A 16,193-nucleotide genomic window follows, 5' to 3' on the forward strand; every position below is an offset into this window, starting at 1 on the left:
CTCGTACGAGCACTCGATCGAGCCCCGCTTCTCCGTGGCCCGCCTGTCGGAACTCGATCGCGGAGTGATCTTCGCGGTCGCCCACGTGCGCGGCGGCGGAGAGATGGGTCGGCAGTGGTACGAAGACGGCAAGCTGACCCGCAAACGCAACACCTTCACCGACTTCGTCGACGCGGCACGGCATCTGGTGGAGGCGGGCTACACGAGCCCCGATCGTATGGTCGCCGAGGGCGGGAGCGCCGGCGGCCTGCTGATGGGCGCCATCGCGAATCTTGCACCCGAGCTGTTCGCGGGCGTGCTGGCCGAGGTGCCCTTCGTCGACGCGCTGACGACGATCCTCGATCCGTCACTTCCGCTGACGGTCATCGAGTGGGACGAGTGGGGCAACCCACTGCATGACGCTGATGTGTACGCGTACATGAAGTCCTACACCCCCTACGAGAACGTGCGGGAGGGTGTCGCCTATCCGCGCATCCTCGCGGTCACCTCGCTCAACGACACCCGCGTGATGTACGTCGAACCCGCGAAGTGGGTTGCGCGTCTGCGCGAGGTGGGCGCCGACGCTCTGCTCAAGTGCGAGATGGTCGCCGGGCACGGCGGCGTATCCGGGCGATACAACGCCTGGCGCGAGCGCGCATTCGAGCTCGCCTGGCTGCTCGATGTGGTCGGTGCCGCCGACGCCTGAGCGCAGCATCCCTCGGTCGGCTTCGCGTGTCCCGATTTCCGTCGCCTCGGGGTGCGGGCGGCGACAAGAAGTGGGACAGGCACGAGCGAGCGCGAGCTCGCTACTGCGGCGGACGCCAGCCGGCACGAAGAAGCGCATCGCGCACACGGCGAACCGCTTCAGCACCCCCGCCGCGCATGTGATGCCGCATGATGCGCACGTGTTCCCAGCCCTCCCGACGGATGCGGTCCCACCGGTCGACGTCGCGGGCGAACTGCCCACCGTCGAGCTCATGAACCCGGCCGTCGTACTCGGGACACACACGCCATCGGGGAAATGCCAGATCCAGCTCGGCCACCGGCATCCCGTGCTCGTCGCGGAGGATCCAGTTGATCTCGGGCTCCGGAAGTCCGCCCCGCGCGAGGACGAGGCGAAGCGTGCTCTCACGCGGAGATCTGACCCCGACACGGGTCAAGACAAGAGCGGCGCGCAGGATCCCGCGCGGGTCACCCATCGTCTCGACCTCCGACCGCAGGTCTTCGATCGCCACCGGCGATGCGAAGAGCAGATGATCCGCAGCCGCGACGAGATCGTCGAGCCGCCAGGTCATGCCGGCCTGACGCCACGCGCGCACGGGCGACTCGATCGGTATGCCCAGGAGGTCATCGCTCCACGCAGGCTCTCGGTGCTGCAGACGATGACCGACGATCCCGGGGGTACGCGGCTCGCGGGCGGGACGATAGGCCGAGACATGGATCGCCGTGCGATGGGGCCATGGAGGCGTCGGAACACCGTAAAGAGCCAACGCCGTCTCATGAGAGAAGAACTGCCCCGGTCGCAGCCTCGGCGAATACTCCCTGACTTGATCCCGCAACGTGTCCGCGGGCGGGAGTGATGCGCGCACGCGCACCCCGGGATACGGGCGGCGCAGATCCTGCCGCCGCAGGCGTTCGGGTCCGATTCCGAGGGCGGCAGCGTCACGAACGGAGAAGGGTCCGGCGAGATCGTCGGGCAAAGCATAGGGCTCGTGCATCCCGCCAGCATCCGCGTCTGGCGCATCGCTCGCCGTGGCCGAGCGACGAACGGTGGATGCTGTCGCCCGCGCCCCTGCTGAGGAGTAGGCGTCGAGCGAGCACAGCGCACTCTCCGGCAATGTCCCAGAACTCGTCGCCTCCGGCGCACCTCAGCGACGGAAATCGGGACACCCGGAGGAGAGAGGATCGTCGGCTCACCGGGGATGTCCCGATTTCTGTCGCTCGCGCGCAGGCGAGACGACAGAAATCGGGACACGGATGAGCGGGGCCGGGGCTATCCGAAGAGGGCGGCGGCCTCGTCGTAGCGGTAGCGGGGCACGGTGTTGAGCTCACCCAGCGCGTCGGCGAAGGGCACCCGCACGATGTCGGTACCGCGAAGCGCGACCATCTGGCCCCAGGCTCCCTCGACGACGGCGTCCGCGGCGTGCAGACCGAGGCGCGTCGCGAGCACGCGGTCGAAGCCGGACGGAGCGCCACCGCGCTGGATGTGACCGAGCACCGTCGCGCGGGTCTCGATGCCGGTGATCCGCTCGATCTCGGGCGCGAGGACCTCGCTGATCCCGCCGAGGCGGGGACGGTTGAACGCGTCCAACCCCTTGTCGGAGTATGCCTCGTCCATGCCGGTGAGGGTGAAGCCCTCGGACACGACGACCAGCGGCGCCCGCCCGCGATCGTGGGCACGCGACACCAGAGCGGTGATGTCGTCGATCGACATCGGCACCTCGGGGATGAGGATCGCGTGCGCCCCCGCCGCGATGCCCGCGTGCAGGGCGATCCAGCCGACGTGGCGCCCCATGACCTCGGCGACCATGCAGCGCTGGTGCGAGTCGCCCGTGGTGCGAAGTCGATCCATCGCGTCGGTCGCGATGTTGACGGCCGTGTCGAAGCCGAAGGAGTAGTCGGTGGCTCGCAGATCGTTGTCGATCGTCTTGGGCACGCCGATGACGTTGATGCCGTCGCCCGCCAGCCGGTTGGCGGCGGCCAGGGTGCCCTCTCCCCCGATGGCGATGATGCCGTCGAGGCGGTGCCCGTACATCGTCTTGGCGATGTTCTCCGCCCCACCGCGCGGGCCCTCATAAGGGTTGGTGCGGCTCGTGCCGAGGATGGTGCCGCCCACCTTGGACAGGCCCTTGACCTCATGGCGGGTCAACGGGAAGAAGTCTCCGTCGACGACCCCGCGCCATCCGTCGCGGATCCCCACGAACTCGAGATCGTAGGCCGTCGTCCCCTTGAGCACGACGCCGCGGATGACCGCGTTCAGACCGGGGCAGTCGCCGCCGCTCGTGAGGATGCCGATCTTCATGGTGTGGTCCTTGCTGTCGGGGGGGGTGCGAATCGGCGACGCTGCCGCATCCGACACTATCGCCGGACGCGGGCGCCTGCCACACGGCGCGGCGCCGCCGCTAGTAGCCCGAGAGCGCCGACCGCGTGAGGTGCATGAGCGCGCTCAGCTGCACCGAATCGCTCGAGCCGGGCTCGACCGCGACGCCATCGAGCGCCCGCAGTGCGAGCGACTGCTTCGAGTCGATCAGCTCGGCGATCTTGGTGTCGATGGTGTGCGCCGCGATGATCCGCCACGCCGTAACGGGCTCGTCCTGGCCGATGCGGTGCACGCGGTCGATCGCCTGCGTCTGCTCGGCCGCCGTCCACGAGAGCTCCGCGAGCACGACGTTCGACGCGGCCTGCAGGTTGAGGCCAACGCCCGCCGCCGTGAGCGAGCAGACCGCGATGCCCACCTCGGGGTCGCCGTTGAAGGCGTCGATCGCGTCCTGGCGCGCCGGTGTCGTCTGATCGCCGCGGATCGACACCGTGCGCACGCCCACCGACGCGAAGTGCGCCTCGGCCTGGTCCATGACGTCGATGTGCTTGGCGAAGAAGACCACCTTGCCCACCGAACGCTGCAGCTGCGCCGCATAATCCGCGGCGAGGTGCGCCTTGGCCTGACCGATGCGGCGCACCATCGTGAAGACGTTCTCGCTGCCGCTGGAGGCCGCCTTGGACTCGTCGAGCTCGTTCTGCGCGACCAGGCGCACGATGTCCTCGTCGATCTCATCCCCGAGGCCTTCGCCGCGTCCGCGCGAGCCCCGCGCGTCGATGATGCGCCGGTATCGTGCCGCGAGGCGCTCCGCGAGCTCGCGCTCGGCCGCCCGGATCGAGCGACCGAAGTCGTCGTCGAGCTCGACGGGCAGGTCGGCGATCAGCTTGTCGGGCAGGTCAGCCGCGACATCCTTCTTCTTGCGCCGCACGATGCCCATCGAGATGACCGCGTCACGCGCCTCGGGATAGAAGGCCTTGTCGGCGGGGGTGAGTCCCGTGGCATCGAGCTTCTCCATCAGCTCGGGACCGGGCTTCTCGCCGTTGGTCCAGCCGAGGAAGCGCCAGATCGCGTCGAAGTCCTCGACATCGTTGATCAGCGGCGTACCGGTGAGAGCGAGCAGCAGCGGGTCGGCGCCGGGGGATGCCTGGCGCATGCGACCGGCCAGCGCGAGGACGTTCTGCGACCGCTGCGAGGTGAGGTTCTTGATGAAGTGGGCCTCGTCGACCACCATGCCCTTGAGGCCGAGGGAGCTGAGCCAGGACAGGTGCCGGTCGAGGATCTCGTAGTTGACGATGAAAACGTCGGCGAAGGCGTCGATCGTGTCACCGTCGCCCTGGATGACGGTTGCCCGGCGCTGCGGCGTCCACCGCTCGACCTCGCGCGCCCAGTTCATCTTCACGACGTTGGGCACCACGGCAAGCAGCGGATACGCGTCCGCGACCGAGGCGGCCAGCAGCGACTGGGCGGTCTTTCCGAGACCCGGCTCGTCGGCCAGGAGGAACGTGCGGTGGCCCTCGCGCACCGCCTCGAGGAATCGCGACTGGTGCGCCATCACCTCGCGTCCCTTGGGCGAGAGTCGATCGAACTCGGGCACGGGGGGAAGCTCCATCGATGCTGCAGCACCGCCCGCACCGATCTCGAACGCCTTGTAGAGCGGACCCATCAGCTCCCAGCCGTCGAGACGGCGGCGCGGGGTGGTGGTGGGCGCCAGCTTGGTCAGGTCGGGGGCCAGGAACGGGTTGGCCATCTGCCGCGCCTCGATCGCGGGCGGGGTGACCTGCCGCTCTGCGAGGGCCGCGGGAACCACGGGCGTCGCGGGCGGTGCGACATCGGTGATGATCAGCTCGTCGGCCGGAAGCTCGGCGCCGGATTCGAGCAGCCAGTCACGTCGCATGCGTCGTGCGACCGGCGACGCCGCCTGGTCGGCTTCGAGCAGCTGGATGAGCGACGTGTCGCGCGCGGCGGTCTTCGCCAGGATGGTGGCCACTCCGTCCAGGCGCTTGAGCAGCTCGGCGCGCACGGCGTCGGCGACCGACTGATCGGCCTTGACGCGCGCCCGCTCCTCACGCACGAGAAAGGCGATGACCTGGAACTTGATTCTGTTCGTGGGCCCCAGCTTTCCGCGCTGCGCCTTGGCCTCGACCTCGCGCACCTTGCGGGCGAGGATCGGGATCAGCGGGGCGTCGTCGTCGCGACGAGCGGACGACGTCTTGCGACGTCGCTGCAACTGTGGTTGCGCCGTGGTCGGCATGCTCCTCCTGAGCGTGTGCGCCGGCGATATCCGGCGTGGTCTCCGGCGCGGGGGCCGGCGAGCGGTTCGATGTCCGTGGGCGACCTGGGGCCGTGACAGAAACGGACGGGGTCGACGCGTACGACACTCGAGGTGCGTTGCCCAATACGGCGGCGGCGTCTGTCCCCTCCGACATTCTAGGGCATCATGCCCGCGCAGGCACGAAGCAGCGCCCGCGCGTCAGTGCCGGCGCAGTGATCAGCCCCACAGCATCCCGACGATGTCGTCGGTGTACCCCTCGGGGTCGTAGTTGATCCAGTGCGTCGAGATCCAGCCGTTGCCGCGCAGGTAGTGCGTCTCGCCGAAGTCGGCGACGTCATTCGTGCCCGACATGGTGCACAGCGTGCCCTGCCCAGCCTCTTCGCAGACGAGGCCCTTGGCCGGCAGAGTTTCGCGCAGCAGAGTCGCCTGGGCCGTGTCGACGATGGTGACGTTCGTGGCCAGCCCCACCTCGGATGGGACCCCCCACGAGCAGCGGATGCTGGGCGCCCCGGATTCGATGACCTCCAGCGCCTCGACGATCTGGCTCGAATACATCGTCACGCCCGGATCGTTCAGCGGCGGGTTCTGCTCGGTGAGCGTCGCGAGCATGTCGGCGGAGTAGATGTCTTCGCACCGGGCGGGAAGCGCGATGTCATCGCCTGCGCCGGCATCCGCCGACGCACTGGCCGACGGCGTCGCGCCGGGAGTGGACTGCGCGGGCGACGGGTCGCCGGTCGAGCTCGGAGTCGGTCCGGGCTCGGGCACGCAGCCGGCCAGGGCCAGGGCGGCGGACGCGAGGACCGCCGTGAGGGCACGGCGGCTGCGGGGCGTATCGGTGCGCATGTCTCCTCCAGAGGACGGGGCACCACGACCCTATCCGCGACGGCACCCGCGCATCCGCCGACCCGCCCGCGTAGGCTGGAGGGATGCCGATCGACATCACCGAATCCGCGCTGGCTGCCACGATCGACCACGCGATCCTCAAGCCCCAGCTCACCCGCGCGGAGGTGGACGCCGAACTCGCCATCGCCGCCGAGTGGGGTGTGTTCAGCGTCTGCGTGCGCCCCTCCGACATCGCGCACGCCGTCCGGCGGCTCGAGGGCACGGGTGTGGCCGTGGGCACCGTCATCGGCTTTCCGCACGGCACTACCTCGAGCGCCGCGAAGGTGGCCGAACTGCGCCGGGCTCACGAAGACGGCGCGTCCGAGTTCGACATGGTGGTCAACATCGGGGCGCTGCGCTCCGGGTTCGACGACGTCGTGCGCGATGACATCGCGGCCGTCGTCGCGTCGGCAGCGGGCCGGATCACGAAGGTGATCCTCGAGACGTCGTATCTCGACGACGCGCAAATCGCCCTCGGCAGCAGGCTCACGGAGGCGGCGGGCGCGTCCTTCGTCAAGACGTCGACGGGCTTCGCCGGCGGCGGCGCGACGGTGCCGCACGTGCGGCTGATGCGCGCGAGCGTCGGACCCGCCGTCCAGGTGAAGGCGTCGGGCGGCGTGCGCGGCCTCGACACGGCGCTCGAGATGATCGAGGCCGGGGCGACGCGCCTCGGCACGAGCGCGAGCGCGACGATCCTGGGCGAACTGCGCGCCCGCCTTGCGGGTGCACAGGCGTCGGCGGCGACCGACGACTCGTCCTACTGACCACGGTGGCCCGCTCCGGCGCTGAGCCGGGTGGGTGCGTCAGGGTCGCAGCGCCTCGCGGGTGCGGGTCACATCGTCGGTCATCTGGTCTTTGAGCGCCTCGATGCCGCGGAAGGCCACCATGCCGCGGATGCGGTGCACGAACTGCACCTCCACCTCGTGCCCGTACAGGTCGAGATCCGTCTGATCGAGCACGTACGCCTCGACCTGCCGCGCGGCGACGTCGTCGAAGGTCGGGTTGTCGCCCACCGAGATCGCGGCCGGGTACCGCACATGGGATCCGGCCTCGTGGGCCGAAGATCCATCGAGCAGCCAGCCCGCGTAGACACCGTCGGCGGGGATGAAGCCCTCGAGATCGCGTGCGAGATTGGCGGTCGGGAACCCGAGCTCGCGGCCGCGCTTCGCCCCGTGCACGACCTCGCCCCAGACGGCCGCGGGGCGACCGAGGAGCTTGGATGCATCGGCGACCTCGCCGGCCGCGAGCAGTTCGCGGATCCAGGTCGACGAGACGCGGCGTCCGTCGACGCTGCGCACGTCGGCGATCTCGTCGACGCGGAAGCCCAGCTCGGCACCCATCGTCTGCAGCAGGCGAACATCGCCCGCTCCCCCGCGTCCGAACCGGAAGTCCTGCCCGACGAGCACCGTGCGCGCGTGCAGGGCGTCAACGAGCACGCGGCGCACGAAGGCCTCGGCCTCCTCGTGTGCCAGCGCCTCGTCGAAGTGCAGCATGAGCGTCGCATCGATTCCGGTCGACGCCAGCAGGGCCGCCTTCTGCGTGACGCCGACCAGCGCGGGCGGGCACTTCTCGGGCGCGAGGACGGCGAGCGGGTGCCGATCGAAGGTCACGGCGGCGGTTCGTGCGCCCGTGCCAGCCGCGTCGACCAGCATCCGCTCGATGATGGCCCTGTGGCCCGCGTGCAGCCCGTCGAACTTTCCGATGGCGACGACGCTCGGGCCGAAATCATCGGGTACCTCGGTCGGGTCGTTCCAGAGGATCATCGTGCGCTCTCCATCACCGGATCGACAGCTGCGACGTCCGCGCGGCGCGGCGGGTGCGTCACGAGCCACCAGATGCCGAAGAAGGGCAGCACCAGCGGAACGAAGAGGTACCCGTATCCGAACACCGACCAGACGCTGGGATGCTGGAACAGCTCGGCCAGCGTGAGACTCAGTGTTCCGACGACGAGCACCCCCACCAGCTCGAACGCGATCGCCACCCACGCGACGAGGTACCAGGCGCGACTGCCCGCGAACACGAGGGCGAGAGTGGCGACGATGTAGACGAGCGCCGACACGGCCGAGAGCGTGTAGGCGACCGGGGCTTCGTCGAAGCGCTCGGCGATCTGGACGAAGGAGCGACCGGTTGCCGCGAGCGCCATCACCGCGTACACGATGACGAGGACGCGACCTATTCCGGACATGCGGCGGGTGCGTGCGGGTGTGGACATGGCGGCTCCAATCCTAAGCCGACGGGTCACCGTCGCCGGCCGCAGCTCACGCGATCTGCACGGTCCAGATCACCTGCATGCGCCACACCATGACCGCCACCGACAGCGCGACGACGCCCATGATGACGGTGCTCCACCGGCTGCGCTCGATGAGAGCCCACGCCACCCCGCCGAAGGGCAGGAGGACGGCCGAGACCAGGTAGACCCAGTACTCCAGTGCGCTGCCGGTGGGCGGGTTGCCGGCGAAGGGCGCGATGATCGCGATCACGACCTGCGCCAGCAGGAGCAGTTCGATCAGGGCGAGCGATCCCACCGTGAAATCGCTCGGTCGGCGTCCCGCGAGTCCCGCGACGAGGCACAGCAGTCCCGCGGCGACCGCGGTCGCGACCTGGACGATCGTGAACCACAGGATCATTCGTCGTCCCCTCCGATGGGAATCTCCCCCGCCGCGGCCCGCGGCTGCTGCGGCGGCGCGGGAAGGTTCATCACGCTCTTGACATCCTCGCCGCGGCGCTCGACCACGCCCACGAGCATCCCCGACGCGGTGATCGCCGCCGCACGCTCGGCCCGGAGCCTCGGCGCCGCATTCGGGAGCCGTTTGCCCTGCCACAGCGCCCGCGCTTCGTCATCGCTGACGGAAAAGCGCCCGAGAACGGTCGCTGCGACCTCGGCCGGGTCCCGCAGAGCCTGCGCGCCGATCCCGTCCGGCGTCACGGCGTCGGCGACGTCGAAGGGGCCCACACGCGTGCGACGCAGCGCTGTGAGGTGTCCGCCTGTACCTAGGTCGCGCCCGAGGTCGCGCGCGAGGGCTCGGATGTAGGTGCCGCTGGAGCAGTCGACCACCACATCGAGGTCGACGAACTCCTCTGTGCGGCGCTGTGCACGCACCTCGAAACGTGAGACCGTCACGGCCCGGGACCTCAGCTGCACGTCGACACCCTCGCGCGCAAGGTCATACGCGCGACGGCCGTCGACCTTGATCGCCGAGACGGTGCTCGGCACCTGGGAGATGGGTCCGGTGAGGGCGGCGACCCCGGCGGCGATGCCCGTCCCCGTAACCACTTCGATCGCGGACCGTTGTGCCCGGGCGATCACCTCACCCTCCGCATCGTCCGTATCGGTCGCCGCGCCCAGGCGGATGGTGGCCTCATAGGTCTTGTCGAGTCCGACGACGAACGTCAGCAGTCGGGTCGCGGACTCCACCCCCAGCACCAGCAGGCCCGTCGCCATCGGATCGAGGGTGCCCGCGTGCCCGATCTTGCGCGTGCCCATCGCCCGCCGCGCGCGGGCCACGACGTCGTGACTGGTCAGCCCCCCGGGCTTGTCGACGAGCAGCATCCCGGGCTCGGCGGCCATCAGCGCACCTCCCGTGGGACGCGGCGCGGATGCTCGGGATCGGCGTTGTCGACGATCGCCGATGCCCACTCGCGGGGACCCGCCTCGCGCAGATACAGATCGTGCCCCTCGCGGTACCGCCGGTTGCCCGCGGCATCGGGGTCGGCATCCGTGCCATCGCGCAGCGCCATCCGCTCGAAGGCGACGTCGGCGGGCACATCGAGCCACACCGACCAGTCCCACAGCTGACGCAGTTCGGGACGCAGGGTGAAGATGCCGTCGAGAACGAGCACCGCGTCCTCCGGGCCCGTCACCCAGCGGGCCTCGACCGGCGCATCGCGCACGACGTCCCACGCCGCCAGCTGGAAGCCGATGGATGCCGCGGCCCGGCTCCCGTCGCGGAAGGGGTCGATCAGCACACGGCGCAGCGTCGCGTGGTCGTACGAGTCCCGGTAGTACCCCTCGGCACTGTCGCGGCCGCGGGCGTAGCGCTCCGCGCGGGAGCGGTGGAATCCATCGACGGAGGCGCGGAAGACGTGTGTGCCGCCCTCGGCGATCACCTCGGCCAGTCCGTCGGCGAAGATCGTCTTACCCGCGCCGTCTCTGCCATCGACCGCGATGATGACCCGGCCCTTGCCGTGGTGCCCGCGAGCCTCGTCGCGCAGATCGCGCAGCAGAGTCGTGCGGGCGGTGACGGGCAGGCGCATCCCTCCAGCCTACGGCCGTGCCGCCGCGGCTTAGGCTGGCACGCGTGCCCGTGCCCGCAGCCGATCTCCAGCGGTGGTATGCCGCGTCCGCCCGCGATCTGCCCTGGCGCCGCCAGGGTTTCGGTGCGTGGGGGGTGCTCGTCAGCGAGTTCATGCTGCAGCAGACCCCCGTCGCGCGGGTGATCCCCCACCTCGAGGCCTGGCTGGCGCGGTGGCCGACACCGGCCGATCTCGCCGCCTCCGCGCCGGCCGACGCCGTGCACCAGTGGGCGAACCTCGGCTACCCGCGTCGCGCGCTGTGGCTGCACCGCGCGGCGGTCGAGATCCACGAGAGACACGACGGCCGGGTACCCCGCGACGTCGATGCGCTCAAAGCGCTGACCGGGGTGGGTGACTACACCGCCCGAGCGGTCGCCACCTTCGCGTACGGCGACCGACACCCGGTCGTCGACACCAACACCCGCCGCGTGATCGCACGTGCCGTGGATGCGAGGTCTCAGCCCGGACCGCCCTCAGCCCGCGACCTCGCAGCGATGGACGCGCTCCTGCCCCGGGAGCGCGAACCCGCGGCGGTCTTCAACGCCGCGGTGATGGAGCTGGGCGCGCTCGTGTGCACCTCCCGCACCGCGCGATGCGACGAATGCCCGATCCGCGATGCCTGCGCGTGGCGCGCGGCGGGCTACCCCGACACGGGCGACGCGCGCCGCCGTCAAGCCCGTTATGAGGGCAGTGACCGACAGGCGCGCGGGGCCGTCCTCCGGGCGCTCCGGCACTCGCCCTCGGGCTCCGTGGCCCTCGACGGCCTCCTCGACGGGTGGCCCGACCCCGTGCAGCGCGACCGGGCGATCGACTCGCTCATCACCGACGGTCTCGCCGAAGCCTGGGCGGGCGAGCTGCGCCTGCCCGGCGCCGGTCACTCCTCGTCGTCGGCCTCACGCGGCTTGACGTACGGGTCGGACTCGCCGGCGTACGACGCGGAAGCCGCCAGGCCCGCGACAGCCTGATCCCGCTCCCGGGCCTCGCGAAGGAGCGAGGAGATGTGATCGGCGTTCTCGGGGAGAGCGTCGGCGATGAACTCGAGAGTCGGGATGAGGCGCACGTTGAGCTGCTTGCCGAGCTCGGAGCGCAGCATCCCCGTGGCCGAGCGGAGCGCCTCGCCGCTGGCGACGCGCTCCTCGTCGCTGCCGAGCACCGTGTAGAAGACGCTGGCATGCTGCAGGTCGCCCGTGACCCGGACATCGGTGAGTGTCACGAACCCGAGCCTCGGGTCGCGCAGACCGCGCTCGAGGCGTTCGGCCAGGATGACCCGGATTCGGTCGGCGAGACGCGCCGCCCTCGCTTTGTCGACCATCGTGTACTCCTCGCTTCACGGGCGGGCCGCCGGCATGCCGGCCATCACGCCGCGACAAGCCTAGACCGGGACGCGGCACGCCCGGCACCGAGGCGAATGCCGACGGCGTGACGAGCGTGTGACGCGGGTGTTTCGGCTCGTCACCTCCGGGAACACTCTGCACGGTCTTGCGTGTAAACAGAGCGTGAACTTTCGTCGAAGCGCCGCACGGTGCGGCTCACGCACGATTAGGCATCGGACCTGGGAGAACGCTCCACGCGGATGGTGATCCGGGCGGCGGTCCGGCGCCTGTGGAATCGCTTGCAGCGGTTCCCCGCCGAGGCCTCGCCGGTGCAGACGCAGGCCGAATCCGACATTGCCGCCGGCCTCCGGCTGTGGATACATTGGCGCTCGCACCACCGTCGAGCAACGTCGCTCCCAGGGTTGCAGCGCTACGTGGGGACGTAGCGGCGCTGCCGCCCGCCGAGGTCTGGGGACTTGGGACCGCCAGATCGCTGCCTGCGTTCACGCGCATTCGCACTTCTGCACCGTTCTGGGGAATCTCGTGCACTCGCGACCTTCTCGGTCGGCGGCCGCTCTGCTCGGCCTCGCGATCGTCACTGCCTTCTTCGTCGCTCCGGCGCCCGTCGCCGCCGCGCCGGCCAACCTCGTCGCCAACCCGTCACTCGAAGAGGGGGCGGCGTGGCCGTCGTGCTTCACCGCGAGCGGATGGGGCACGGAGGGCGACTGGGCGTTCGCCACCGGACGCACCGGCGCGCGAGCCGTCGCCGTGACGGTCACCGGCTACGAGGCGGGCGATCGCAAGCTCATGCCGAGCGAGAGCACGGCGTGCGCTCCCTCGGTCGAGGAGGGACAGACGTACGAGCTGGGCGTGTGGTACACCTCGACCGCGCCCGTCCACCTGACGGCCTTCCGCCATTCCGCAGTCGGTTGGAGCTACTGGGGCGATTTCGGCACCCAGCCCGCGCAGCCCGCCTGGACACAGGCCACCGCGACGACGCCGCCCGTGCCCGCGGGTACCGATCGGATCGTGTTCGGACTATCGCTCGCCGCCGATGGAACCCTCGTCACCGACGACTACTCGCTCTGGATGACGGGCGCACCCGACGAGGTGGCGCCCACGCCCACCGCGACTCCCACGCCGACTCCGAGCCCGAGCGCCACGCCGACGCCGACACCGACTCCGAGCGCCTCACCGACAGCGACTCCGACGCCTGAACCGACGGCGACTCCCGCTCCGACCGCAACGCCCGCACCCTCCCCGACTCCGACCGCAACGCCCGCACCCTCCCCAACACCGTCACCCACACCGACACCGCCGGCCGACCCCGACAACCTCGTGGTCAATCCCGATCTCGCAATCGGCGAGACGCTGCCCGACTGCTTCCTCTCGGCGGGCTGGGGCGACCACACGACGACGCAGGCGATCACGGCCGGCGTTCCCGCGGGCTCGCCAGAGGACGCACGGTCGTACACGTACACGATGGCCGATCGGTCCTCGGGAGACATGAAGCTCATCCAGGCCGAGACCCCCGGCTGCGCACCGTCGGTCGAACCGGGTGTGACCTACTCGGTCGGGGTGGACTACCGCTCGACGTCGCCCGTGAACGGGTTCACCGTCTTCGCCCACCGTCCCACGGGCTGGTCCTACTGGACCGAGCTCGGGGATCTGCCCACCACCGACGGATGGGAGCGCGCCGACGCCGAGCTGCCCGAGATCCCCGCCGACGTCGACCGCGTCTCGTTCGGCGTCTCGATCGCCGCGGACGGCGAGCTCTCGACGACCGGATACAGCCTCACTGCGCTGCCCGATGTGGCCCCGACGCCCACGCCGACGCCGACGCCCAGCCCGCCGGGCGAAGAAGCCCTGATCGGCGAATGGGAGGTCATCGATGCGGAGATGCCCGTGCGCGCGATCCACACAACGCTCCTGCACGACGGCCGGATCCTGATGGTCGCGGGCTCGGGCAATGACGGCAATGCCTTCGCCGCCGGCGAGTTCACCGCCACCGTGTGGGATCCCGCGGACGACAGCTTCACCGACATCCCGGTGCCGTACGACATGTTCTGCACGGGGCACGTGACCCTGCCCGATGGCAAAGTCCTGCTCTCGGGCGGCACCGAGGCGTTCCCCGAGGAGGACCAGGGCCCGAACACCTTCAAGGGCTCGGAGAAGAGCTACTACTTCGACCCCGAAGACGACGCGTTCCACCCGACCTCGGACATGGCGGGCGCCCACTGGTACCCCACGCTCACCAAACTCGGCAACGGCGACCTCTGGGCCGCCGGCGGCCTCGACGAGAAGGCCGAGGGCACCGTGCTGACCGAGATCTTCGACACCTCCGAGATGAGCTGGCTGCCCTCGTGGCAGGTGCCGCAGACGTGGAGCTTCTGGGGCACCTACCCGCACATGTACCTGCTCGAGGACGGGATGCTGTTCTACGCCGGTGGGCACACGTTCGGCAACGGCCTGCCCGGCACCGGCGCCTCGCTCTACGACTGGACCACCGCGCAGATCTGGGACGTGCCCGGCCTGCGAGAGAAGGACATGCGCGACCAGGCCGGGTCGGTCATCCTCCCCCCGGCCCAGGACCAGAAGGTCATGATCGTCGGCGGCGGGAACACCGACACCAACCTGCCTGGCATCAACCTCGTCGACATCATCGATCTCTCGGAGCCCGCACCCGCATACGAACCCGGGCCGTCGCTGCCCGGGCCGGGCAAGGCCTATGTCAACGTGCTCAACCTCTTCGACCGCACGGTGCTGGCCGCCAACGGGGCACGCTACAACCGCGCGGGCGACGTGTACAGCGCCGCGCTGTACACGCCCGAGGCCGAGGCGTGGACGAGCATCGATCCGGATCCGATCGGGCGCAACTACCACTCCAGCGCCATCCTCCTGCCCGATGGCCGAGTCGCGATCATGGGTTCCAACCCCGCCGACAACTCCTTCGAGCCCCGCATCTCGGTCTACAGCCCGCCCTACCTCTTCCGCGGCGAACGCCCCGTCATCGAGGACGCTCCTTCCGCCGTCGGGTACGGCGACTCCTTCACCCTCGAGGTGACGGGGGACGTGGTGTCCGCCTCGCTCACCTCGCCGATGTCGGCGACCCACCAGACCGACACCAATGCCCGGCTGGTCGATGTGCCTCTGGTCGGTTCGGGAGCCGAGCGCACCGCTCAGATCCCCGCGAATCCGAATCTGCTGCCGCCGGGCCCGTACATGCTGACCGTGCTCGACTCGGACGGTGTGCCGAGCATCGCGGAATGGGTGTGGGTCTCGTGAGCGCCGCGACGCGCGCCGGCCGCGGCTCTCGCGCCCGCACCGCCATGGCGATCGCGGTGACCGTGATCGTCGCCGCGGCCGGTGCCTTCGCGCTCTGGCCGCGCGGGGTGGAACAGGGGTCCGCTCCGAGCGCACCCGCCCCGCACGGCCTGCACGCCACCACGTCGCCGACAGGGGAGGCGCGGGGCCCTGCCGCCGTCACGACGATCGAGATCGGCGAGAGCGTCGAGCCTCCCGCCGAGGAGTCGATCGGCAGCATCCCTCAGGTCTCACTGGTGGATGCCGCCGAAGCGGCCGCCGCCGGACGAGACGGTGCCGCAGGGCTCGGCACCCCCCGCGAGGCCGTCGAGGTCGACGAGGTGCTGGCGCCGGAGGAGAGCCTCGGCGGCTGCCACGCCGCGTACGGCGAGGACGGGCAGTGCCTGCCCTCGGTGCCGCCGAGTGCCGCGGCGCACGTCGCGGCGATGGTCGACGCGGGTCTCGATCCCGCCGACATGCCCCACCCCTGGTCGTGCGACGAAGTGCGCCTCTTCTTCGCCGACGGCATCAGCGTCCGCGTGCCCGGCGTCGATCCCGACGCCATCGATCCCGACGGCGACGGCCTCGCCTGCTCACCCGAAGACTGACCCGACCCGAAGACTGACCCGACCCGAACGGAGATCTCGTGCTCCTCGCCTCGATCCTGCTGATCGCCTTCTCGCTGCTGCTGCTCGCCGTCTCGGCCTCCACCCTCTACGTCGCCACCTACGCGTGGTGGGATCCCGAAGCGCGGGCCCGCACGACCTATCCCGCGATCAGCGGCGAGGAGTCGCTGTCGTTCTCGCTGATCATGCCGTGTCGCAACGAGCGCGAGGACGTGATGCGCGCGACCCTCGACCGGCTGCTCGGACAGACGCACCGCGATCTCGAGGTCATCGTCTCGGTCGGGCACGACGACCCCGCCACGGTCGCCATCGCGCACAAGCTCGCCTCCGAGCACCCGGACCAGGTGCGCGTCGCGATCGACTACAGCCCCGTCAAGAACAAGCCGCTGCAGCTGAACTCCGCGCTTCGCGTCGCGCACGGCGACATCGTGGGCGTCTTCGACGCCGAATCGATCGCCGCACCCGACCTGCTGCGCAACATCGACAAC

General features: G+C 70.3%; 16 protein-coding genes. 6 read left to right on the forward strand and 10 right to left on the reverse strand.

Features of this window, described 5'->3' with window-relative positions:
* Nucleotides 1-685, forward strand: a 685-nt coding sequence (locus DI573_RS10615) for a prolyl oligopeptidase family serine peptidase (protein WP_292813808.1), incomplete at its 5' end; no start/stop codon positions are given.
* A 100-nt stretch (nt 686-785) separates the two neighbouring features.
* Here DI573_RS10615 and DI573_RS10620 read toward each other — a convergent pair.
* The 4 genes from DI573_RS10620 to DI573_RS10635 form a co-directional block, all read right to left on the reverse strand.
* Nucleotides 786-1,274 (reverse strand): hypothetical protein, encoded by a 489-nt coding sequence (locus tag DI573_RS10620; protein WP_292813811.1) that lies wholly within the window; start codon nt 1,272-1,274, stop codon nt 786-788.
* Between the two features lie 698 nt (nt 1,275-1,972).
* Nucleotides 1,973-3,001, reverse strand: coding sequence for an ATP-dependent 6-phosphofructokinase (locus DI573_RS10625; RefSeq protein ID WP_292813813.1), 1,029 nt, complete (start codon nt 2,999-3,001; stop codon nt 1,973-1,975).
* 100 nt (nt 3,002-3,101) lie between these two features.
* Entirely contained in the window at nt 3,102-5,267 is a 2,166-nt protein-coding gene (locus tag DI573_RS10630; protein WP_292813815.1) for a DEAD/DEAH box helicase, read from the reverse strand.
* A 237-nt stretch (nt 5,268-5,504) separates the two neighbouring features.
* Nucleotides 5,505-6,131, reverse strand: coding sequence for a hypothetical protein (locus DI573_RS10635; RefSeq protein WP_292813818.1), 627 nt, complete (start codon nt 6,129-6,131; stop codon nt 5,505-5,507).
* An 83-nt stretch (nt 6,132-6,214) separates the two neighbouring features.
* On the opposite strand from DI573_RS10635, the gene deoC reads away from it, so the two are divergent.
* A complete protein-coding gene (gene deoC / locus DI573_RS10640; RefSeq protein WP_292813820.1) occupies nt 6,215-6,934 on the forward strand; it encodes a deoxyribose-phosphate aldolase in 720 nt (239 codons plus the stop codon).
* Between the two features lie 39 nt (nt 6,935-6,973).
* On the opposite strand, the gene DI573_RS10645 is transcribed toward deoC, so the two are convergent.
* From DI573_RS10645 to DI573_RS10665, 5 genes are read right to left on the reverse strand one after another with little or no spacing between them, the layout of a single operon-like run.
* Nucleotides 6,974-7,933: a bifunctional riboflavin kinase/FAD synthetase gene (locus DI573_RS10645; RefSeq protein WP_292813823.1), complete on the reverse strand. Its 960-nt coding sequence runs from the start codon at nt 7,931-7,933 to the stop codon at nt 6,974-6,976.
* The gene (locus DI573_RS10650) at nt 7,930-8,382 is read right to left on the reverse strand and encodes a hypothetical protein (RefSeq protein ID WP_292813825.1); all 453 of its coding nucleotides are present in this window, start codon (nt 8,380-8,382) and stop codon (nt 7,930-7,932) included. Before DI573_RS10650 ends, DI573_RS10645 begins: the two co-directional genes overlap by 4 nt.
* 46 nt (nt 8,383-8,428) lie before the next feature.
* Nucleotides 8,429-8,797: a hypothetical protein gene (locus tag DI573_RS10655; RefSeq protein WP_292813828.1), complete on the reverse strand. Its 369-nt coding sequence runs from the start codon at nt 8,795-8,797 to the stop codon at nt 8,429-8,431.
* On the reverse strand, nt 8,794-9,738 hold the full coding sequence (truB, locus tag DI573_RS10660) for a tRNA pseudouridine(55) synthase TruB (RefSeq protein WP_292813830.1): 945 nt from the start codon (nt 9,736-9,738) through the stop codon (nt 8,794-8,796). Before truB ends, DI573_RS10655 begins: the two co-directional genes overlap by 4 nt.
* Nucleotides 9,738-10,424 carry a uridine kinase gene (locus tag DI573_RS10665; RefSeq protein ID WP_292813833.1) on the reverse strand — a complete coding sequence of 229 codons (687 nt, stop codon included), beginning with the start codon at nt 10,422-10,424 and terminating at the stop codon, nt 9,738-9,740. The genes truB and DI573_RS10665 overlap by 1 nt, the downstream gene beginning before the upstream one ends.
* A gap of 44 nt (nt 10,425-10,468) precedes the next feature.
* Here DI573_RS10665 and DI573_RS10670 point away from each other — a divergent pair, with 44 nt between their 5' ends.
* Nucleotides 10,469-11,428 carry an A/G-specific adenine glycosylase gene (locus DI573_RS10670; protein WP_292813835.1) on the forward strand — a complete coding sequence of 320 codons (960 nt, stop codon included), beginning with the start codon at nt 10,469-10,471 and terminating at the stop codon, nt 11,426-11,428.
* On the opposite strand, the gene rbfA is transcribed toward DI573_RS10670, so the two are convergent.
* The gene (gene rbfA / locus DI573_RS10675; protein WP_292813837.1) at nt 11,338-11,775 is read right to left on the reverse strand and encodes a 30S ribosome-binding factor RbfA; all 438 of its coding nucleotides are present in this window, start codon (nt 11,773-11,775) and stop codon (nt 11,338-11,340) included. The two genes, DI573_RS10670 and rbfA, sit on opposite strands and share 91 nt — an antisense overlap.
* 544 nt (nt 11,776-12,319) lie before the next feature.
* Between rbfA and DI573_RS10680 the strand changes: the two genes are divergently transcribed.
* The 3 genes from DI573_RS10680 to DI573_RS10690 form a co-directional block, all read left to right on the forward strand.
* Nucleotides 12,320-15,061 carry a galactose oxidase early set domain-containing protein gene (locus tag DI573_RS10680; protein ID WP_292813840.1) on the forward strand — a complete coding sequence of 914 codons (2,742 nt, stop codon included), beginning with the start codon at nt 12,320-12,322 and terminating at the stop codon, nt 15,059-15,061.
* Nucleotides 15,043-15,687 carry a hypothetical protein gene (locus DI573_RS10685; RefSeq protein WP_292813842.1) on the forward strand — a complete coding sequence of 215 codons (645 nt, stop codon included), beginning with the start codon at nt 15,043-15,045 and terminating at the stop codon, nt 15,685-15,687. Before DI573_RS10680 ends, DI573_RS10685 begins: the two co-directional genes overlap by 19 nt.
* A 38-nt stretch (nt 15,688-15,725) precedes the next feature.
* The coding region (locus DI573_RS10690; RefSeq protein WP_292813845.1) for a glycosyltransferase at nt 15,726-16,193 on the forward strand (468 nt) is incomplete at its 3' end.

Source organism: Microbacterium sp. (assembly GCF_003248605.1).
Classification (GTDB): domain Bacteria; phylum Actinomycetota; class Actinomycetes; order Actinomycetales; family Microbacteriaceae; genus Microbacterium.

Coding starts and splice junctions, on each gene's coding strand:
- DI573_RS10620 (WP_292813811.1), bottom strand. CDS start 1,274: ATGACCTGGCGGCTCGACGATCTCGTCGCGGCTGCGGATCATCTGCTC.
- DI573_RS10625 (WP_292813813.1), bottom strand. CDS start 3,001: ATGAAGATCGGCATCCTCACGAGCGGCGGCGACTGCCCCGGTCTGAAC.
- DI573_RS10630 (WP_292813815.1), bottom strand. CDS start 5,267: ATGCCGACCACGGCGCAACCACAGTTGCAGCGACGTCGCAAGACGTCG.
- DI573_RS10635 (WP_292813818.1), bottom strand. CDS start 6,131: ATGCGCACCGATACGCCCCGCAGCCGCCGTGCCCTCACGGCGGTCCTC.
- deoC (WP_292813820.1), top strand. CDS start 6,215: ATGCCGATCGACATCACCGAATCCGCGCTGGCTGCCACGATCGACCAC.
- DI573_RS10645 (WP_292813823.1), bottom strand. CDS start 7,933: ATGATCCTCTGGAACGACCCGACCGAGGTACCCGATGATTTCGGCCCG.
- DI573_RS10650 (WP_292813825.1), bottom strand. CDS start 8,382: ATGTCCACACCCGCACGCACCCGCCGCATGTCCGGAATAGGTCGCGTC.
- DI573_RS10655 (WP_292813828.1), bottom strand. CDS start 8,797: ATGATCCTGTGGTTCACGATCGTCCAGGTCGCGACCGCGGTCGCCGCG.
- truB (WP_292813830.1), bottom strand. CDS start 9,738: ATGGCCGCCGAGCCCGGGATGCTGCTCGTCGACAAGCCCGGGGGGCTG.
- DI573_RS10665 (WP_292813833.1), bottom strand. CDS start 10,424: ATGCGCCTGCCCGTCACCGCCCGCACGACTCTGCTGCGCGATCTGCGC.
- rbfA (WP_292813837.1), bottom strand. CDS start 11,775: ATGGTCGACAAAGCGAGGGCGGCGCGTCTCGCCGACCGAATCCGGGTC.
- DI573_RS10685 (WP_292813842.1), top strand. CDS start 15,043: ATGGGTGTGGGTCTCGTGAGCGCCGCGACGCGCGCCGGCCGCGGCTCT.